Source organism: Pseudomonas sp. RC2C2 (genome assembly GCF_018390435.1).
GTDB classification, from domain to species: Bacteria; Pseudomonadota; Gammaproteobacteria; order Pseudomonadales; family Pseudomonadaceae; genus Aquipseudomonas; species Aquipseudomonas donghuensis.
In genome coordinates this window covers 1,037,971-1,056,652 of sequence record NZ_JAHBAX010000001.1, presented here as the reverse complement: position 1 = coordinate 1,056,652, position 18,682 = coordinate 1,037,971, and the positions used below count along the sequence as shown (strand labels likewise).

Here is an 18,682-nt window from a genome sequence, read left to right as displayed (position 1 = left end):
CATGCGCGCGCTACCTCTCATACCGCTGCTGCTTGGTGGCTGGTTGACGGTGCCGGCCCTTGCCGCCAACTCCTCGCCGCAGGCAAGTGACTGGCTCAAACGTCTGGCCCAGGCCGAGCAACAGCAGAGTTATCAGGGTACTTTCGTTTACGAGCGTAACGGTAGTTTCTCCACCCACGACATCTGGCATCGCGTCCAGGACGGCAAGGTCAGCGAGCGGTTGTTGCAGCTCGACGGCTCAGCCCAGGAAGTCGTGCGTGTCGATGGCCATACCCAGTGCGTAAGCGGGGCCCTGGTCCCGGGTGTGGCCAACACCCCGGAAGCGGCGGCGCGAGTGCTTGACCCTTTGAGGTTGATGAGCTGGTACGACCTCGGGGTCGCCGGCAAGTCCAGGGTGGCAGACCGCGAAGCGGTCATCGTCACCCTTACCCCGCGTGATCAACACCGCTATGCCTTCGAGCTGCACCTGGATCGCCAGACCGGGCTGCCGCTCAAGTCGTTGATGCTCGATGATGGTGGACGTTTGCTCGAACGCTTTCAGTTCACCCGTCTGGACACCCGTGACGCACCATCCGACGATCAGCTCAAAGCCAGCGATATCTGCAAGCCGGTCGCGCAACTGACCGCTCAGGCCGCGCAGCCTGCCACCGGTTGGCGTTCGGACTGGCTACCCCCGGGCTTTGAACTGATCAACAGTTCGGTGCGCAAGGATCCGCAAAGCAAGAACGCCGTCAGCAGCCTGATGTTCGACGATGGCCTGGCGCGCTTCTCGGTGTTCGTCGAAGCCCTGGACAAAGGCACTGCCGCTGATATCCGCACGCAACTGGGGCCGACCGTTGCCGTCTCGCGGCGCCTGACCACGCCCAAGGGCGAAATGATGGTCACCGTGGTGGGCGAGATCCCTATCGGTACTGCCGAACGCATTGCGCTGTCCATGCGCGCCCAGGATGCCCAGGCAAAAAAATGAGGCGCAGGCAATGAGGCTGACAAGGCGAGGATTGCTTGGCTGACATGATTGGCAAGCTTTGCAGTTTGCAAAAACTCCAGAATTTTTCTATAGGTCAGTCCTTTCGGGGGCTGGCCTTTCCTGCTTCTGCAGGTCCCTACTGCTAACCACGCTCGTTGTGACGGGAGCCGTATGTCAATACCACGCTTGAAAACCTACCTATCGTTGTTCGCCGCCGTGTTCATGCTCGGTCAGGTGCTCACCGCCCAGGCCGAAGCCCTGCCGGACTTCACCACCCTGGTCGAGCAGGCGTCGCCTGCGGTAGTGAACATCAGTACCAAGCAGAAACTGCCTAACCGCACGTACGCGGCGGGCCAGGTGCCAGATCTTGAAGGCCTGCCGCCGATGTTCCGCGAATTCTTCGAGCGCAACATGCCGCAAGCCCCGCGTTCGCCGCACGGCGACCGTCAGCGCGAAGCGCAATCGCTGGGTTCGGGTTTCATCATCTCCAGTGACGGTTATGTGCTGACCAACAACCACGTGGTTGCCGACGCCGACGAAATCATCGTCCGCCTGTCGGACCGCAGCGAGTTGCAAGCCAAGCTGGTCGGCACCGACCCGCGCACCGACGTAGCCCTGCTCAAGGTCGAAGGCAAGGACCTGCCGACCGTCAAGCTGGGTGATTCCGAGAAGCTCAAGGTCGGTGAGTGGGTGCTGGCCATCGGTTCGCCGTTCGGCTTCGATCATTCGGTGACCAAAGGTATCGTCAGTGCCAAGGGCCGTACCCTGCCCAACGACACCTACGTGCCGTTCATCCAGACCGACGTGGCGATCAACCCGGGTAACTCTGGTGGCCCGCTGTTCAACATGAACGGTGAGGTGGTCGGTATCAACTCGCAGATCTTCACCCGTTCCGGCGGCTTCATGGGCCTGTCCTTCGCCATTCCGATCGACGTGGCGCTGGATGTTTCCAACCAGTTGAAGAAAGACGGCAAGGTCAGCCGCGGCTGGCTGGGCGTGGTGATCCAGGAGGTCAACAAGGACCTGGCCGAGTCCTTCGGCCTCGACAAGCCGGCCGGTGCCCTGGTGGCCCAGGTCCTGGAAGACGGCCCGGCGGCCAGGGGTGGCCTGCAGGTCGGTGACGTGATCCTGAGCATGAACGGTCAGCCAATCGTCATGTCCGCCGACCTGCCGCACCTGATCGGTGGTCTCAAGGATGGTGCCAAGGCCAAGCTGGACATCATTCGCAACGGCAAGCGCCAGTCCCTGGATGTGACCATCGGCGCACTGCCGGATGATGACGCCGAAGTCAGCACCAACCTCAACGGCGGTGTCGAGCGCAGCAGCAACCGTCTGGGCGTATCGGTGTCCGACCTGACCGCCGAGCAGAAGAAGGCCCTTGAACTCAAGGGCGGCGTGGTCATCAAGGAAGTCCAGGAAGGTCCGGCGGCGCTGATCGGCCTGCGTCCGGGCGATGTCATCAGCCACCTGAACAACCAGGCGATCCTTTCGGCCAAGCAGTTCACCGAAATCGCCAAGGAACTGCCGAAGAACCGTTCGGTGTCCATGCGTGTCCTGCGTCAGGGGCGCGCCAGCTTCATCACCTTCAAACTGGCTGAATAAGTCGGGTTGAACAAAAAAGGGCAGCCTCGGCTGCCCTTTTTGCTGGGCGCCGCCCCAGGCCCCCGCAGGTTTTCCTGGCTCATTTGCGGGTCAGGTTGCCAGCATGCAAGCATTTCCCACAGCTCCCGTGCCCACAGTTCACGTGACGCCAACGTCAAGCTTCAGGTACAATTCCCGGCTATTTTTCGGTGGGCGTCCGGCCCGCAGCCTTTTTGAGTGTTGATCCGTGAGTGATTTGAGTCATATCCGCAATTTCTCCATCATCGCCCACATTGACCATGGCAAGTCGACCCTGGCCGACCGCTTCATTCAGATGTGCGGTGGCCTGACTGCGCGTGAGATGGAAGCCCAGGTACTCGATTCCATGGACCTGGAGCGTGAGCGCGGTATCACCATCAAAGCCCACAGCGTCACCCTGCACTACAAGGCGCAGGACGGCAAAACCTACCAGCTGAACTTCATCGACACCCCCGGCCACGTTGACTTCACCTACGAAGTCAGCCGCTCGCTGGCAGCCTGTGAAGGTGCCTTGCTGGTGGTCGATGCCGGCCAGGGCGTAGAAGCCCAGTCGGTCGCCAACTGCTATACCGCCATCGAGCAGGGCCTTGAGGTCATGCCGGTGCTGAACAAGATGGACCTGCCCCAGGCCGACCCGGACAAGGTCAAGGACGAGATCGAGAAGATCATCGGCATTGACGCCACCGACGCCGTGGCCTGCAGCGCCAAGAGCGGCATGGGCGTGGACGAGGTGCTCGAGCGCCTGGTGCACACCATTCCAGCCCCTACCGGTGACATCGAGGCGCCGCTGCAGGCGCTGATCATCGACTCCTGGTTCGACAACTACCTGGGCGTCGTCTCCCTGGTGCGCGTCCGTCACGGCCGGGTGAAGAAGGGCGACAAGATCCTGGTCAAGTCCACCGGCAAGGTCCACCTGGTCGACAGCGTCGGTGTGTTCACCCCCAAGCACACCCAGACCGCCGACCTCAAAGCCGGTGAAGTAGGCTTCATCATCGCCAGCATCAAGGACATTCACGGTGCGCCGGTGGGTGACACCCTGACCCTGAGCACGACCCCCGAGGTCGAGGTGCTGCCCGGTTTCAAACGTATTCAACCGCAAGTCTATGCCGGCCTGTTCCCCGTCAGTTCCGATGATTTCGAAGATTTTCGTGATGCATTGCAGAAACTGACCCTGAACGACTCGTCGCTGCAGTACCTGCCGGAAAGCTCCGATGCCCTGGGCTTCGGCTTCCGTTGCGGCTTCCTCGGCATGCTGCACATGGAGATCATCCAGGAGCGCCTGGAGCGCGAATACGACCTGGACCTGATCACCACCGCGCCAAGCGTAATCTTCGAGGTCAAGCTCAAGACCGGCGAAACCATCTACGTCGACAACCCGTCGAAACTGCCGGATGTGTCCTCGGTCGAAGACTTCCGTGAGCCGATCGTTTCGGCCACCATCCTGGTGCCGCAGGAGCACCTGGGTAACGTCATTACCCTGTGCATCGAGAAGCGTGGTGTGCAGCGCGACATGCAGTTCCTCGGTTCGCAGGTGCAAGTACGCTACGATCTGCCGATGAACGAAGTGGTACTGGACTTCTTCGACCGTCTGAAGTCCACCAGCCGCGGTTATGCTTCGCTGGACTACCATTTCGACCGCTACCAGTCGGCTAACCTGGTCAAGCTTGACGTACTGATCAACGGTGACAAGGTCGACGCCCTGGCGCTGATCGTGCACCGCGACAATGCGCACTACAAGGGCCGCGCATTAACCGAGAAGATGAAGGAACTGATTCCTCGGCAGATGTTCGATGTGGCAATCCAGGCCGCCATTGGCGGGCAGATTGTTGCGCGTACCACTGTCAAGGCGCTCAGAAAGAACGTACTGGCCAAATGCTACGGTGGCGACGTTAGCCGTAAGCGCAAGCTGTTGGAGAAGCAGAAGGCCGGTAAGAAACGCATGAAACAGGTCGGCAACGTGGAAATCCCACAAGAAGCCTTCCTCGCCGTGCTCAGGTTGGATAGTTAGGTCCTATGTCGCTAAATTTCCCGCTGTTGCTTGTCATCGCCGTTGCCGTCTGCGGTCTGTTGGCCCTGGTCGATCTGCTGTTCCTGGCCCCGCGCCGGCGTTCGGCAATCGCCAACTATCAGGGCAGCGTCAGCCAGCCTGAAATGGCAGTGGTCGAGCGTCTGAACAAGGAACCGTTGCTGGTCGAGTACGGTAAATCGTTCTTCCCGGTGCTGTTCATTGTCCTGGTGCTGCGTTCGTTCCTGATCGAACCGTTCCAGATCCCTTCGGGGTCGATGAAGCCGACCCTGGAAGTGGGCGATTTCATCCTGGTGAACAAGTTCTCCTACGGGATTCGCCTGCCGGTGATCGACAAGAAGGTCATCGAGGTGGGTGACCCGCAGCGCGGCGATGTCATGGTGTTCCGCTACCCGAGCGATCCGAACGTCAATTACATCAAGCGGGTGGTTGGCCTGCCGGGCGACCAGATTCGCTACACCAGCGACAAGAAGCTGACCGTCAACGGTCAGGCGATTGCCGAGCAACTGGTCGGCATTGAGCCTGGGACCCTGGGCAGCGCCGAGCTGTACAAGGAAAAACTGGGCGAAGCCGAGCACCTGATCCGCAAGGAAATGAGCCGCTATCGCATGCCGCCTGACCAGCAATGGACAGTCCCGGCCGGCCATTACTTCATGATGGGCGACAACCGCGACAACTCCAACGACAGCCGTTACTGGGATGACCCGAGCATTCCCAAGGCACTGCACGGCATGGTTCCGGACAAGAACATCGTCGGCAAGGCCTTTGCGGTCTGGATGAGCTGGCCAGAGCCTAAACTGAGCCACTTCCCGAACCTGTCGCGGGTCGGGTTGATCAAGTAACACCACAACGGCGCTGTCCTGGGACAGCGCCGAATGCGTTTCTGGCATAGGCTGTGTTCAGGGATCTCGCGATTCCACCGAGCATCGCGGCCAGCGAGCATGAGCCAAACAGTCTTTCAGGATGTTGATTTGAACAACGCGTTAAATCCGACGGTAGCCCCGATGGCGGCGTACCGAGCTGTAAAGTGTGAGCCTGGTGCCCTGGCGCGCGGGCTGAATTTCGACCACGAACTGCGCGTGGGTACACTGTGAGCGTTTCCTTGAGCCGCCTCGAGCGCCAGCTCGGTTATACCTTCAAGAACCAGGAGCTGATGCTGCTGGCCCTGACGCACCGCAGTTTTGCCGGGCGTAACAACGAACGCCTCGAGTTTCTCGGCGATGCGATCCTCAACTTCGTCGCTGGTGAAGCGCTGTTCGAGCGTTTCCCCCAGGCCCGCGAAGGCCAGCTGTCGCGCTTGCGGGCGCGTCTGGTCAAGGGCGAGACCCTGGCGGTACTGGCCCGTGGCTTTGACCTGGGCGAATACCTGCGCCTGGGCTCGGGCGAGCTGAAAAGCGGCGGTTTCCGCCGCGAGTCGATCCTTGCCGATGCCCTGGAGGCGCTGATTGGCGCCATCTACCTGGACTCGGACATGCAAACCGCCCGCGAGCGGGTGCTGGCATGGCTGGCAGGCGAATTCGAAAGCCTGACCCTGGTCGATACCAACAAGGACCCGAAAACCCGTCTGCAGGAATTCTTGCAGTCGCGGGCCTGCGAACTGCCGCGCTACGAAGTGGTGGATATTCAAGGTGAACCCCATTGCCGGACGTTTTTCGTCGAATGCGAAGTGACCCTTTTGACTGAAAAAAGCCGAGGGCAAGGCGTCAGCCGGCGTATCGCCGAGCAAGTCGCGGCCGCCGCAGCACTGATCGCCCTGGGCGTGGAGAATGGCAATGACTGATACCAACACTACCCGCTGCGGCTATGTCGCCATTGTCGGCCGCCCGAACGTGGGCAAGTCGACCCTGCTCAACCACATCCTCGGGCAAAAGCTCGCGATCACCTCGCGCAAGCCGCAGACCACTCGCCACAACATGCTCGGGATCAAGACCGAAGGTGATGTCCAGGCGATCTACGTCGATACCCCGGGCATGCACAAGAGCAACGAAAAGGCGCTCAACCGCTACATGAACAAGACCGCCTCGGCCGCCCTCAAGGACGTCGACGTGGTGATCTTCGTCGTTGACCGCACCAAGTGGACCGACGAAGACCAACTGGTGCTCGAGCGTGTGCAGTACGTGCAGGGGCCGGTGATCCTGGCGATCAACAAGACCGACCGGATCGAAGAGAAAGCCGACCTGATCCCGCACCTGCAGTGGCTGCAGGAACAACTGCCAAACGCTGAAATCGTGCCGATTTCGGCCCAGCAGGGGCACAACCTCGACGCCCTTGAAGGGCTGATCGCCAAGCACCTGCCGGAAAACGATCACTTCTTCCCGGAAGACCAGATCACCGACCGCAGCAGCCGCTTCCTGGCCGCCGAACTGGTGCGCGAGAAGATCATGCGTCAGCTCGGCGCGGAGCTGCCATACCAGATCACCGTGGAAATCGAAGAGTTCAAGCAGCAGGGCAAGATCCTGCACATCCATGCGCTGATCCTGGTCGAGCGTGACGGCCAGAAGAAGATCATCATTGGCGACAAGGGCGAGCGGATCAAACGCATCGGCTCCGAGGCGCGCAAGGACATGGAAGTGCTGTTCGACGCCAAGGTCATGCTCAACCTCTGGGTCAAGGTCAAGGGTGGCTGGTCCGACGACGAACGCGCCCTGCGTTCGCTGGGCTACGGCGACCTCTGATTGCTCCAGGCCCGGTAGCGTCCGCTGCCGGGTCGAACCTCTTCTGAAGCGCCGCTCATGGAACTGCCAGTTGGCCAACCGGCCTATGTGCTGCACAGCCGGGCCTACCGTGAAACCAGTGCGCTGGTGGATTTCCTCACCCCGCAAGGGCGCCTGCGCGCCGTCATGCGCCGTGCCCGTGGCAAGGCCGGCAGCCAGGTGCGCCCCTTCGTCCCCCTGGAAGTCGAGTTTCGCGGCCGCGGCGAGCTGAAAAACGTCGGCCGTCTGGACAGCGTCGGCGTGGCCGCCTGGCTGCATGGCGATGCGCTGTTCAGCGGGTTGTACCTCAACGAGCTGCTGATTCGCCTGCTGCCGGCTGAAGACCCGCATCCGGTGGTGTTCGAGCACTATGCGGCGACCTTGCAGGCCCTGGCGGCGGGACGGCCGTTGGAGCCACTGCTAAGGGCGTTCGAATGGCGCCTGCTGGACGAGCTGGGCTATGCCTTTGCGCTCGATCAGGACATCAACGGTGATCCGCTGGTGGTTGATGGCCTGTACCGCTTGCAGGTCGATGCCGGGCTTGAGCGGGTCTACCTGTTGCAGCCGGGGCTGTTCAACGGTGCCGAGCTGTTGGCCATGGCCGATGCCGACTGGGAAATTCCTGGCGCCCTGAGCGCGGCCAAGCGCCTGATGCGCCAGGCCCTGGCCGTGCATCTGGGCGGTCGGCCGCTGGTCAGTCGCGAACTGTTTCGCAAGCGCTGAACAACGTCGTATGCTGTGGGGCTCAATCTTCAGGAGAGCCTCTTCGTGACTCAAAGCAACCGCATGCTGCTCGGCGTGAACATCGACCACGTGGCGACCCTGCGCCAGGCGCGTGGCACCCGCTACCCGGACCCGGTGAAAGCCGCGCTGGACGCCGAAGAGGCCGGTGCCGATGGCATTACCGTGCACCTGCGCGAAGACCGCCGGCACATCCAGGAGCGCGACGTGCTGCTGCTCAAGGACGTGCTGCAGACGCGCATGAACTTCGAAATGGGCGTCACCGAAGAAATGATGGCGTTCGCCGAACGCATTCGCCCGGCGCATATCTGCCTGGTACCGGAAACCCGTCAGGAGCTGACCACCGAAGGCGGCCTGGATGTCGCTGGCCAGGAGGCGCGGATCAAGGCCGCAGTCGAGCGCCTGTCGCGCCTGGGCTCGGAAGTGTCCTTGTTCATCGATGCCGACGAGCGCCAGATCGAAGCCTCGCGCCGTGTCGGTGCGCCGGCCATCGAGCTGCACACCGGCCGTTATGCCGATGCGCAAACCCCCGGCGAAGTGGCCGAAGAGCTCAAGCGCGTGGCCGATGGCGTAGCCTTTGGCCTGGGCCAGGGGCTGATCGTCAATGCCGGTCATGGCTTGCATTACCACAACGTTGAGGCAGTGGCGGCGATCAAGGGTATCAATGAACTGAACATCGGCCATGCGCTGGTGGCTCATGCACTGTTCGTCGGCTTCAAGTCGGCGGTGGCAGAGATGAAGGCGTTGATCCTGGCGGCCAGTCGGCACTAACAGATTCGACGCCCATCCTGTGGGAGCTGGCTTGCCAATGATCGAGCGCGTAGCGGTCGCCTAATAGGCAGTGGATGTGCTGCCTGTACTGGCCTCATCGCTGGCAAGCCAGCTCCCACACGATTGGGTGTAGGTCCATTTATTCGGTAGTATCGGCAAACACCAGGCTGAACCGCGTCACTCCCTGCAGTTCGCTGTGCACCTCAACCCGTCCGCCATGCACCTGCATGATCGAGCGCACGATCGCCAGCCCCAGCCCCGTCCCGCCTTCCAGGCGCGAGCGCCCCGAACCCACGCGGTAAAAGCGTTCGAACAGATGCGGCAAATGCGCCTGGGCAATGCCCGGCCCGTGATTGACCACCGACACCCACACCGAACCGTCCCGGCGTTCTATGCCAATGTTGATCGGCTGCCCCTCATCGCCATGACGGATCGCATTGCTGAGCAAGTTGGACAGCGCCCGCTGCACCATCAACCGCTCACCCATCACCGTGCCCCAGCCCTGCACATGCAAGGTAATGCCCTTTTGCTCGGCATTGCATTCGAACAGTTCGCACACCCGCTGCACCTCGTCGGCCAGCACCACCGGTTTGAGCGGCACCTGCGCCTGCGGCTGGCTGACCTGGGCGAGGAACAGCATGTCGTTGATGATGCGGTTCAGCCGGGTCAGTTCCTCGATGCTGTTCTCCAGCGCTTCGCGGTACTCGTCGTTGGAGCGCTCGCGGGTCAGGGTGACCTGGGCCTTGCCCATCAGGTTGCCGATGGGGGTGCGCAGTTCATGGGCAAGGTCGTCGGAAAATTGCGACAGCCGCTGCACGCCGTCGTCCAGGCGGTCGAGCATGATGTTGATTCCGCCCGCCAGGTCACCCAGCTCTTGCGGCAGGCCGGCTTCCGGCAGGCGGTGGCTGAGGGTTTGCGCCGAGACCTGTTCGGCAACCCGGCGAAAGCGGCGCAATGGCAGCAGACCGCGCTGGACCAGCTTCCAGGCGCCCAGGCCAATCAGCAACAGCAGCAGCGGCAAGGCCCAGAGGGTCGAGCCCAGATAGGCCTGGAGCAGGGCATGGTCGTCGGCACGGTTGACCGTCAGCAGCACCCGCACCAGGGTGCCGTCCTGCAGGCGCATCAGCCGCGAAGCGGTCAGCAGATGGTCGCCATCCTGATCGCGCCACGGGCTGAAGCTTAGCTGCGGGCCGCTCTCAATCTGCAGCAAGGCGCTGGCTTCCAGGGCCGGGCCCAGGGTCAGCAAGGCCGAGTGGCGGCCGGTCAGGGCAATCACGCTCAGGCTCAGGTTGTCGTGGCCCATGATCACATCCAGCAGCGGATGCACCGGTGTGCGCAGGTCGGCGGCTTTCAGGTCAATCGTCAGGCTATGCTCGATCTGCACCATCTTGTTGGCCAGGTGCTTGCGTGCCCGGCTGTCCAGCTCGTGGTCGAGGGCAAATACCGCCAGGCAAGCGAGCAGCAGCACCAGTGCCGCGCCCATCAGGCTGACGCTCAGGCCCAGGCGCAGCGACAGGCGCGCAGGTTTCATTCGCGAGCCTCAAGCACATAACCGACGCCGCGCAGGGTGTGGATCAGCTTATCGTCGAACGGGTCGTCGATTTTCGCCCGCAGGCGGCGGATCGACACTTCCACCACGTTGGTGTCGCAGTCGAAGTTCATGTCCCAGACCAGCGAAATGATCTGCGTGCGCGACAGCACCTCACCGCTCTGGCGCATCAGCAGGTGCAGCAGGGCGAACTCCTTGGCGGTCAGGTCGATGCGCTGGCCGTTGCGGTAGGCGCGATGGCGGCTAGGGTCCAGCTCGAGGTCGGCGACCTTGAGCGTATTCGGTTGCAGTGCCTGGTCGTTGCGCCGCAGCAGGCTGCGGATGCGCGCCAGCAGCTCGGGGAATTCGAAAGGTTTGAGCAGGTAGTCGTCGGCACCCAGGTCCAGGCCCTTGACCCGGTCGGCCAGCCGGCCGTGGGCCGTGAGCATCATGATCCGCGTACTGGATTCTGCACGCAGGCGCTGCAGTACGGTCCAACCATCGAGCTCGGGCAGGTTGACGTCGAGAATGACCAGGTCATAAGCCTGCTGGCGAGCCAGGTGCAGGCCATCGGCACCGGTGTGGACGCAATCGACGATGTAACCGTTTTCGCGCAGGCCCTGTTGCAGGTATTCGGCAGTGCGCAGTTCGTCCTCGACAATCAGTAGACGCATGGGGTGACTCGTTGGTAGTGAAAGACGCTGATTCTCAACCCTATAGTTACTGCAAGGTCAAGCGGTGAAGTGCATCGAGCGGCGGATACTAAGCCATCCGGGCGCACGGTTTACCTGGATTACAGATTTGTAATACTTGAGTCATCCTGGCGATAAACCCCGATTACTAGAGTGCGGGCTCCGATCAAGGCGCAGGAGTCCGCCATGTTTTGCACCCTCGACAGGCCAGGCACAGGCCCAGGCCGAATAGTGCTGGCCCTGCTGTTGCTGGCCTTGCCGTCGCTGGCCCTGGCGCAAGCGCGCGTACTGACCCTGGAGTCGGCCCTGCAGGCGGCCCGCGACAACAACCCCGAGCTTGCCGCGGCGCGCTGGGGCATCGACATTGCCGCAGGCGAACGGCGCCAGGCCGGCGTGTTGCCAAACCCGGCGCTGAGTTGGGAGGTGGAAGATACCCGCAAGGGTTCGCAAACCACCACCGTCGGTGTCAGCCAGCTGTTCGAGCTGGGCGGCAAACGCGGTGCGCGCCTGGACGTTGCCGACCGCGATGCGCAGCTTGCAGCGCTGGAACTGGAGCGCCAGGGCAACGCGCTGCGTGCCGATGTCATTGGCGCCTTCCAGGCCGCTGCCCAGGCCCAGGAAGGTTTGCAACTGGCCGAGCAGTCACTGCGCTTGAGCGAGCGCGCACTGCAGGTGGTGCAAGGCCGGGTCAAGGCCGGCAGCGCCTCGCCGGTCGAGGCAACCCGTGCCCAGGTGCAGTTGTCCGAGGTGCGCCTGGAGCAGGGCCGGGCTGAACAGAGGTTGACCATTGCCTACCAGCAACTGGCAGCGCTGACCGGCGCGCCAATGGCCCCGTTCAGCCGGGTCGACGGCGGCCTGGGCGCTGACAGCTCTCTTCCAAGTCGCACACTGTTGCTCGATCGCCTGGAGCAGACCGCCGATCTGCGTCTGGCCCGTCTGCAGATCGACCAGCGCGAAGCGGCCCTGGGTCTGGCCCGCAGCCAGCGCATCCCCGACCTGACCGTCAGCGTTGGCAGCCAGTACAGCGAAACCGACCGTGAGCGCATCAATGTGGTCGGCCTTTCGGTCCCGATCCCCTTGTTCGACCGCAACCAGGGCAACGTCCTCGCCGCCGCCCGGCGCGCCGACCAGGCCCGCGATCAGCGCAATGGCGCCGAACTGCGCCTGCGCAGCGAAGTGGTCCAGGCCCTGACCCAGTGGAGCACGGCGGCCCAGGAAGTGCAGACCTTCGAACGCTCGATCCTGCCCTCGGCGCAGCAGGCGCTGGATGCCGCCACCCGTGGCTTCGAGCGCGGCAAGTTTGCTTTTCTCGATGTCCTCGATGCCCAGCGCACCCTGGTGGCGGCACGCCTGCAATACCTGCAGGCCCAGGCCCAGAGCAGCGAGGCGCGGGTTCGCCTGGAGCGGATCTTTGGCGACCTGAGCCTCGCCACTCGTTGAACGCGACCTTCACCTGACTATTTGCTGAGGAACCTGCATGAACAAGAAGTCCACCACGCTGCTGGTCGCGGCCCTGCTGCTCGGCCTGGGCCTGGGTGTGCTGCTGGCGCGCCAGGGCGGCCCGGTTGCCGCCGCCCCCGCATCCGCTCACGCCCATACCGAAGGCGATCACGAGGAAGAACAACATGGCGAGTCGGAAAAAACTGAAGACGGTCATGAGGAAGAGGGCGCGCTGACCCTCAGTCAGGAGCAGATCGACCTGGCCGGCATCGAGCTGGCTGCCGTCGGCCCGCGCCAGTTGCAACGCAGCCTGTCGCTGCCGGGCGAGATCCGTTTCGACGAAGACCGCACCGCGCACCTGGTGCCGCGCGCTGCCGGGGTGGTCGAGTCCGTCGCTGTGGTGCTTGGCCAGCAGGTCAAGGCCGGTGACCTGCTGGCAGTGATCGCCAGCCCGCAGATCTCCGAGCAGCGCAGTGAACTGGCGGCCAGCCAGCGTCGCCTGGAATTGGCGCGCAGCAGCTACCAGCGCGAGAAGGACCTGTGGCAGGAGGGCATCTCCGCCGAGCAGGATTACCAGCAGGCCCGCCAGGCCCTGCAGGAGGCGGAAATTGCCCAGGCCAACGCCCGGCAGAAGATCAGCGCCCTGAGCGGCAGCGTGGTCCTGGCTGGCGGCAACCGCTATGAGTTGCGTGCACCCTTTGCCGGGCAGATCGTCGAGAAGCACTTGGTGCCGGGCGAGGTGGTCAACGAAACCAGCGCTGCCTTCACCCTCTCGGACCTGTCGCGGGTCTGGGCGAGCTTCGGCGTGGCGCCCCGTGACCTGCCCAAGGTGCGCGCCGGCATGCCGGTGACCCTTGTCGCCAGTGAACTGGGCGAGCAGGTCAGCGGCACGGTTACCCACGTGGGCAGCCTGCTCGGCGAGCAGACCCGTACCGCCACCGTGCGCGTCACCCTCGACAATCCACGAGGCGCTTGGCGCCCGGGCCTGTTCGTCGCCGTGCAGGTGCCCACCGAGCAGTACACCGCCGCCCTGAGCGTACCGGACCAGGCCCTGCAGACCCTGGAAGAAAAGCCCACGGTGTTCGTGCGCAGCGCCGAGGGCTTCATCGCCCAAACGGTGGAGCCGGGGGCCAGCGCCAACGGTTTTGTCGAGATCCGCAAAGGCCTGCAAGCCGGCCAGCAGGTCGCGGCGCAGGGCAGCTTCATCCTCAAGTCGGAGCTGGGCAAGGCCAGCGCCGAACACGCCCACTGACCGGGAACCTCACATGTTCGAACGCCTCATACAATTTGCCATCGAGCAGCGCCTGATGGTGCTGCTGGCGGTGCTGCTGATGGCCGGGCTGGGGGTTGCCAGCTACCAGAAGCTGCCGATCGATGCCGTGCCGGACATCACCAACGTCCAGGTGCAGATCAACACCCAGGCCGCAGGCTTTTCGCCGCTGGAGACCGAGCAACGCATCACCTTCGCCATCGAAACCGCCATGGCCGGGTTGCCGGGGCTGGAGCAGACCCGTTCGCTGTCGCGCTCGGGGCTGTCGCAGGTGACGGTGATCTTCGAGGAAGGCACCGACCTGTTCTTCGCCCGGCAACTGGTCAACGAGCGCCTGCAGCAGGCTCGCGAGCAACTGCCTGAAGGCGTTGAAGCGGCCATGGGGCCAATCTCCACCGGCCTTGGCGAGATCTTCCTGTGGACGGTCGAAGCCGCCGACGATGCGCGCAAGGCCGATGGCAGCCCCTACACGCCGACCGACCTGCGCGAGATCCAGGACTGGATCATCAAGCCGCAACTGCGCAATGTGCGCGGGGTGGCGGAGATCAACACCATCGGTGGTTTCGCCAAGGAATACCAGATTGCCCCGGACCCCAAACGGCTGGCGTCCTACAAGCTGACCCTGAGCGATCTGCTCACCGCCCTTGAGCGCAACAACGCCAACGTCGGTGCCGGTTACATCGAGCGCCGTGGCGAGCAGTTGCTGATTCGCGCCCCGGGGCAACTGGCCGGCATCGATGACATTGCCAATATCGTCCTGGCCAACGTCGACGGCACGCCGATCCGCGTGCGCAATGTCGCCGAGGTCGGTATCGGCCGTGAACTGCGCAGCGGCGCGGCGACCGAGAACGGCCGCGAAGTGGTGCTCGGCACGGTGTTTATGCTGATCGGCGAGAACAGCCGCACGGTATCCCGGGCGGTGGCGCAAAAGCTGGTGGAGATCAACCGCTCGCTGCCTGAAGGGGTGAGTGCGGTCACTGTTTACGACCGCACCAACCTGGTCGACAAGGCCATTGCCACGGTGAAGAAGAACCTGATCGAAGGGGCGATCCTGGTCATCGTCATTCTGTTCCTGTTCCTTGGCAACATCCGCGCGGCGCTGATCACCGCCATGGTCATTCCGCTGTCGATGCTGTTCACCTTCACCGGCATGTTCAGCAACAAGGTCAGTGCCAACCTGATGAGCCTGGGCGCATTGGACTTCGGCATCATCGTCGATGGCGCGGTGGTGATCGTCGAAAATGCCATTCGCCGCCTGGCCCATGCCCAGCAACATCACGGCCGCCTGCTGACCCGCTCCGAGCGCCTGCACGAGGTGTTCAATGCCGCCCGCGAAGCGCGCCGGCCGCTGATTTTCGGCCAGTTGATCATCATGGTGGTGTACCTGCCGATCTTTGCCCTGAGCGGGGTCGAGGGCAAGATGTTCCACCCGATGGCATTTACCGTGGTGATCGCCTTGCTCGGCGCCATGCTGCTGTCGGTGACCTTCGTGCCCGCGGCCATCGCGTTGTTTGTGACCGGCAAGGTCAAGGAAGATGAAAACCTGCTGATGCGCAGCGCCAAGCGTGGTTATGCGCCGCTGCTCAAATGGGTCATGGGCCATCGGCCGCTGGCCTTTGCCCTCGCCGCTATGACTGTGCTGCTTTCGGGCATGCTGGCCAGCCGCATGGGCAGCGAGTTCGTGCCGAGCCTGAGTGAGGGCGACTTTGCCCTGCAGGCCCTGCGCGTACCCGGCACCAGCCTGAGCCAGTCGGTGCAGTTGCAGCAGCGCCTGGAGCAGAGCGTGCTCAGCCAGGTGCCGGAGGTAGAACGGGTGTTTGCCCGCACCGGTACGGCCGAGATCGCCTCGGACCCGATGCCGCCAAACATTTCCGACAGCTATGTGATGCTCAAACCTAAGGATCAATGGCCCGACCCGAGCAAGAGCCGCGAGCAACTGATCGCCGATATCCAGCGCGCCAGCGCGCGGGTGCCGGGCAGCAACTATGAGCTGTCGCAGCCGATCCAGTTGCGCTTCAACGAGCTGATCTCCGGGGTGCGCAGTGATGTCGCGGTGAAGGTGTTCGGCGATGACATGGCAGTGCTCAATAGCACCGCGGCGAAGATCGCCAGTACCTTGCAGGCGGTGCCGGGGGCGTCGGAAGTGAAGGTCGAGCAGACCTCCGGCCTGCCAGTGCTGACCATCGATGTCGACCGGGACAAGGCGGCGCGTTATGGCCTCAACGTAGGCGACGTGCAGGACACCATTGCCGTGGCCGTGGGGGGGCGCCAGGCTGGAACCCTGTATGAAGGCGATCGGCGTTTCGACATGGTCGTGCGCTTGTCCGATAACCTTCGGACCGACATCGACGGTTTGTCGCAACTGCTGGTTCCGGTACCGGCCAGCACGGGCAGCGGCGGCCAGATCGGCTTTATTACCCTCGCCGATGTCGCCAGCCTTGAGCTGGTGCAGGGGCCCAACCAGGTCAGCCGTGAGGACGGCAAGCGCCTGGTGGTGGTCAGCGCCAACGTGCGCGGCCGCGATATCGGTTCGTTCGTCGACGAGGCGGCGGCGCGCATCGATAGCCAGGTGAGCATCCCGGCCGGTTACTGGACCCGCTGGGGCGGGCAGTTCGAGCAGTTGCAGTCGGCGGCGCAGCGTCTGCAGGTGGTGGTGCCGGTGGCCTTGCTGCTGGTCTTTGGTCTGCTGTTCATGATGTTCAACAACCTCAAGGACGGGTTGCTGGTGTTCACCGGTATTCCTTTCGCCCTGACTGGCGGGGTGGTTGCCCTGTGGCTGCGGGATATCCCCCTGTCGATCTCGGCAGGCGTGGGGTTTATTGCCTTGTCCGGGGTCGCGGTGCTCAACGGCCTGGTGATGATTGCCTTTATCCGCGGCCTGCGCGAGCAGGGGCGTTCGCTGCATCAGGCCATCGACGAAGGTGCACTGACGCGCTTGCGGCCGGTGTTGATGACCGCGTTGGTGGCCTCCCTTGGCTTTATCCCCATGGCCCTGGCCACCGGCACCGGCGCCGAAGTGCAGCGGCCGCTGGCCACCGTGGTGATTGGCGGCATCCTTTCATCAACGGCGTTGACCCTGCTGGTACTGCCCGCGCTGTATTACTGGGCTCACCGCAAAGACGAGGAGGAGGTCGTATCTGAGGTGACGAAACTGTAATTCGCCGCTCATCTTCGGGTTATTCAGCCCTTGTCAGGATACCCATGGCGCCCGCATTGCGGGCGCCTTGCGTATTTCTGCGAAAAATCAGGAGTTGAAGATGGGGAACAAATCCACAGCCTGTTTGACCGGCGCCCTGGCCCTGGCCAGTTGTGCGACCGCCAGTGCCGTCAGCCAGCCCGAGGGCGGGGGCTTTATCGAAGACAGCAGCCTGACGGTGCTCAGCCGTAACTTCTATTTCAACCGCGACTACCGTAAAGGCGAACAGTCGCCCACCGGCAAGGCGGGCTACGCCGAAGCCTGGGCCCAGGCCTTTATCGCCCGCTTCGAGTCGGGCTATACCGAGGGCACGGTCGGTTTTGGCCTGGATGCCCACGCCATGCTCGCGCTCAAGCTCGACAGCGGCGATGGCCGCAGCGGCGGGCGCAGTTCGTTCGACATGTTGCCGGTGGACCGCAATGGCGATACCGCCAGCAACTTCAGCAAGCTGGGCGGTGCGATCAAGGCGCGCTTGTTCGACACCGAGCTCAAGTTTGGTGACGTGTTCCCGACCACGCCGGTGGTGCATTTCGGCGACTCGCGCCTGTTGCCGGAAAGCTTCACCGGCTGGACCCTGGAGAACACCAGCCTGGCGGGCCTGAAAGTGCAGGGCGGGCGCTTGCACGCCATGAGCCAGCCGCTGTCGAGCAACAACCGCGACGGCTTCGTGACCTTTTACGCCGGCCCCGTCGATTCGCCCTGGCTGGGCTACTTCGGTGGCGATTACCAGGCCAGCGACAACCTCAGCCTGAGCCTCTACAGCAGCCGTTTGAAGGACGCCTGGGATCAGTACTACGCCGGTATCAGCTACAAGTACCCGATCACCGACGAGCTGACCGGTTTCACCAGTTTCAACTACTACAAGGCCAAGGATGAAGGCCAGCAACTGCTGGGCAAATTCGACAACGATATCTGGAGTGCCCGCGTCGGCGTGAGCTATGGCGCCCATACCCTGGCCCTGTCGCACCAGCGCAACCAGGGCGACAACGATTTCGATTACCTGCGCCAGTCCGACTCGATTTACCTCGACAACTCGATCCAGTACAGCGACTTCAACTCGCCGAAAGAGCGCTCGTGGATGTTGCGCTATGACCTCGACATGGCCGCCTATGGCGTACCGGGCCTGTCGTTCATGAGCCGTTACGGACGTGGCAGCGGCATCGATTACTCCGATGCCAATGGCGTGTACATGCGCCGCGATGCCGAGGGTAATCCGCTGACCGGGCAGAAGCGTTGGGAGCGCGATATCGAAGCGAAGTACGTGGTGCAGTCCGGCAGTCTCAAGGACTTGTCGCTGCGTGTGCGTCAGGCCACGACCCGGGCCTCGGCCTTCGAATCGGACCTCGATGAAGTACGCCTGATTGTCGAGTATCCGCTGACCCTGCTGTAGGGCGAATCTTGCAGCACTGTAATGTGCGGCTCACCTTGGCGTTAGCTTGCCCTGCGTAAGATTGAACTGTCCTGAAATTCAATCACGAGGTGAGCAACATGAGCCTGAACAAGTATGTGCTGATGGCTGTATTGGCCCTGGGCAGCAGCGCGGCGCTGGCTGAAGGCGGAGCGGAGCGGTCGAAGCAATTCTGGGAAAACTTCCGCCTCAGCCAGGAACAGATTCACGGCAAGAAGGACCAGGCGCTGGCCGCGTCCGACTCGCAAAAGCGTGACACGGCGACCAAGCAGGTCGCCAAGGAGTAGCTCCATTCACCTTGGAAGCTCCCCGCTCCTTTGGAAAAGGTGA

The 18,682-nt window shown here is 63.0% G+C and carries 15 protein-coding genes; 13 read left to right on the top strand and 2 right to left on the bottom strand.

Features of this window, described 5'->3' with window-relative positions:
* Nucleotide 1 precedes the first annotated feature (1 nt).
* From KHO53_RS04845 to pdxJ, 8 genes are all read left to right on the top strand, one after another.
* The gene (locus KHO53_RS04845; protein ID WP_010220973.1) at nucleotides 2-967 is read left to right on the top strand and encodes a MucB/RseB C-terminal domain-containing protein; all 966 of its coding nucleotides are present in this window, start codon (nucleotides 2-4) and stop codon (nucleotides 965-967) included.
* A gap of 222 nt (nucleotides 968-1,189) precedes the next feature.
* On the top strand, nucleotides 1,190-2,569 hold the full coding sequence (locus tag KHO53_RS04840) for a DegQ family serine endoprotease (protein ID WP_213570612.1): 1,380 nt from the start codon (nucleotides 1,190-1,192) through the stop codon (nucleotides 2,567-2,569).
* A 226-nt stretch (nucleotides 2,570-2,795) separates the two neighbouring features.
* Nucleotides 2,796-4,595, top strand: coding sequence for a translation elongation factor 4 (gene lepA / locus KHO53_RS04835; RefSeq protein WP_045197631.1), 1,800 nt, complete (start codon nucleotides 2,796-2,798; stop codon nucleotides 4,593-4,595).
* Nucleotides 4,596-4,600: 5 nt separating this feature from the next.
* Nucleotides 4,601-5,455, top strand: coding sequence for a signal peptidase I (gene lepB / locus KHO53_RS04830; RefSeq protein WP_213570043.1), 855 nt, complete (start codon nucleotides 4,601-4,603; stop codon nucleotides 5,453-5,455).
* 248 nt (nucleotides 5,456-5,703) lie between these two features.
* On the top strand, nucleotides 5,704-6,393 hold the full coding sequence (rnc, locus tag KHO53_RS04825; protein WP_010220977.1) for a ribonuclease III: 690 nt from the start codon (nucleotides 5,704-5,706) through the stop codon (nucleotides 6,391-6,393).
* Nucleotides 6,386-7,288 carry a GTPase Era gene (gene era, locus KHO53_RS04820; protein ID WP_010220978.1) on the top strand — a complete coding sequence of 301 codons (903 nt, stop codon included), beginning with the start codon at nucleotides 6,386-6,388 and terminating at the stop codon, nucleotides 7,286-7,288. The genes rnc and era overlap by 8 nt, the downstream gene beginning before the upstream one ends.
* A gap of 57 nt (nucleotides 7,289-7,345) precedes the next feature.
* Nucleotides 7,346-8,029, top strand: coding sequence for a DNA repair protein RecO (gene recO, locus KHO53_RS04815; RefSeq protein ID WP_010220979.1), 684 nt, complete (start codon nucleotides 7,346-7,348; stop codon nucleotides 8,027-8,029).
* Between the two features lie 63 nt (nucleotides 8,030-8,092).
* Complete coding sequence (gene pdxJ, locus KHO53_RS04810) at nucleotides 8,093-8,818, top strand: pyridoxine 5'-phosphate synthase (protein WP_249684443.1); 726 nt, start codon at nucleotides 8,093-8,095, stop codon at nucleotides 8,816-8,818.
* Nucleotides 8,819-8,957: 139 nt separating this feature from the next.
* On the opposite strand, the gene KHO53_RS04805 is transcribed toward pdxJ, so the two are convergent.
* Together KHO53_RS04805 and KHO53_RS04800 are read right to left on the bottom strand one after the other, a co-directional pair.
* Nucleotides 8,958-10,349, bottom strand: a complete 1,392-nt coding sequence (locus KHO53_RS04805) for a heavy metal sensor histidine kinase (protein WP_100782816.1) — start codon at nucleotides 10,347-10,349, stop codon at nucleotides 8,958-8,960.
* Nucleotides 10,346-11,020 carry a heavy metal response regulator transcription factor gene (locus KHO53_RS04800; protein WP_213570042.1) on the bottom strand — a complete coding sequence of 225 codons (675 nt, stop codon included), beginning with the start codon at nucleotides 11,018-11,020 and terminating at the stop codon, nucleotides 10,346-10,348. Before KHO53_RS04800 ends, KHO53_RS04805 begins: the two co-directional genes overlap by 4 nt.
* A 204-nt stretch (nucleotides 11,021-11,224) precedes the next feature.
* On the opposite strand from KHO53_RS04800, the gene KHO53_RS04795 reads away from it, so the two are divergent.
* The 5 genes from KHO53_RS04795 (at nucleotide 11,225) to KHO53_RS04775 (ending at nucleotide 18,639) form a co-directional block, all read left to right on the top strand.
* Nucleotides 11,225-12,478: a TolC family protein gene (locus tag KHO53_RS04795; protein ID WP_050989986.1), complete on the top strand. Its 1,254-nt coding sequence runs from the start codon at nucleotides 11,225-11,227 to the stop codon at nucleotides 12,476-12,478.
* A 37-nt stretch (nucleotides 12,479-12,515) separates the two neighbouring features.
* Nucleotides 12,516-13,730 (top strand): efflux RND transporter periplasmic adaptor subunit, encoded by a 1,215-nt coding sequence (locus KHO53_RS04790; protein ID WP_100782818.1) that lies wholly within the window; start codon nucleotides 12,516-12,518, stop codon nucleotides 13,728-13,730.
* 13 nt (nucleotides 13,731-13,743) lie between these two features.
* Entirely contained in the window at nucleotides 13,744-16,905 is a 3,162-nt protein-coding gene (locus tag KHO53_RS04785) for a CusA/CzcA family heavy metal efflux RND transporter (RefSeq protein WP_213570041.1), read from the top strand.
* Between the two features lie 100 nt (nucleotides 16,906-17,005).
* The gene (locus KHO53_RS04780) at nucleotides 17,006-18,334 is read left to right on the top strand and encodes an OprD family porin (protein WP_103143303.1); all 1,329 of its coding nucleotides are present in this window, start codon (nucleotides 17,006-17,008) and stop codon (nucleotides 18,332-18,334) included.
* A gap of 98 nt (nucleotides 18,335-18,432) precedes the next feature.
* A complete protein-coding gene (locus tag KHO53_RS04775; RefSeq protein WP_010220987.1) occupies nucleotides 18,433-18,639 on the top strand; it encodes a hypothetical protein in 207 nt (68 codons plus the stop codon).
* The last annotated feature ends 43 nt before the right edge of the window (nucleotides 18,640-18,682 follow it).

Excerpts from the sequence above, each read along its gene's own strand:
- KHO53_RS04790 (WP_100782818.1), top strand. The coding sequence starts at position 12,516 with ATGAACAAGAAGTCCACCACGCTGCTGGTCGCGGCCCTGCTGCTCGGC.
- pdxJ (WP_249684443.1), top strand. The coding sequence starts at position 8,093 with ATGCTGCTCGGCGTGAACATCGACCACGTGGCGACCCTGCGCCAGGCG.
- era (WP_010220978.1), top strand. The coding sequence starts at position 6,386 with ATGACTGATACCAACACTACCCGCTGCGGCTATGTCGCCATTGTCGGC.
- KHO53_RS04785 (WP_213570041.1), top strand. The coding sequence starts at position 13,744 with ATGTTCGAACGCCTCATACAATTTGCCATCGAGCAGCGCCTGATGGTG.
- KHO53_RS04845 (WP_010220973.1), top strand. The coding sequence starts at position 2 with ATGCGCGCGCTACCTCTCATACCGCTGCTGCTTGGTGGCTGGTTGACG.
- KHO53_RS04775 (WP_010220987.1), top strand. The coding sequence starts at position 18,433 with ATGAGCCTGAACAAGTATGTGCTGATGGCTGTATTGGCCCTGGGCAGC.
- KHO53_RS04800 (WP_213570042.1), bottom strand. The coding sequence starts at position 11,020 with ATGCGTCTACTGATTGTCGAGGACGAACTGCGCACTGCCGAATACCTG.
- KHO53_RS04840 (WP_213570612.1), top strand. The coding sequence starts at position 1,190 with ATGCTCGGTCAGGTGCTCACCGCCCAGGCCGAAGCCCTGCCGGACTTC.
- KHO53_RS04795 (WP_050989986.1), top strand. The coding sequence starts at position 11,225 with ATGTTTTGCACCCTCGACAGGCCAGGCACAGGCCCAGGCCGAATAGTG.
- KHO53_RS04805 (WP_100782816.1), bottom strand. The coding sequence starts at position 10,349 with ATGAAACCTGCGCGCCTGTCGCTGCGCCTGGGCCTGAGCGTCAGCCTG.
- recO (WP_010220979.1), top strand. The coding sequence starts at position 7,346 with ATGGAACTGCCAGTTGGCCAACCGGCCTATGTGCTGCACAGCCGGGCC.
- KHO53_RS04780 (WP_103143303.1), top strand. The coding sequence starts at position 17,006 with ATGGGGAACAAATCCACAGCCTGTTTGACCGGCGCCCTGGCCCTGGCC.
- lepB (WP_213570043.1), top strand. The coding sequence starts at position 4,601 with ATGTCGCTAAATTTCCCGCTGTTGCTTGTCATCGCCGTTGCCGTCTGC.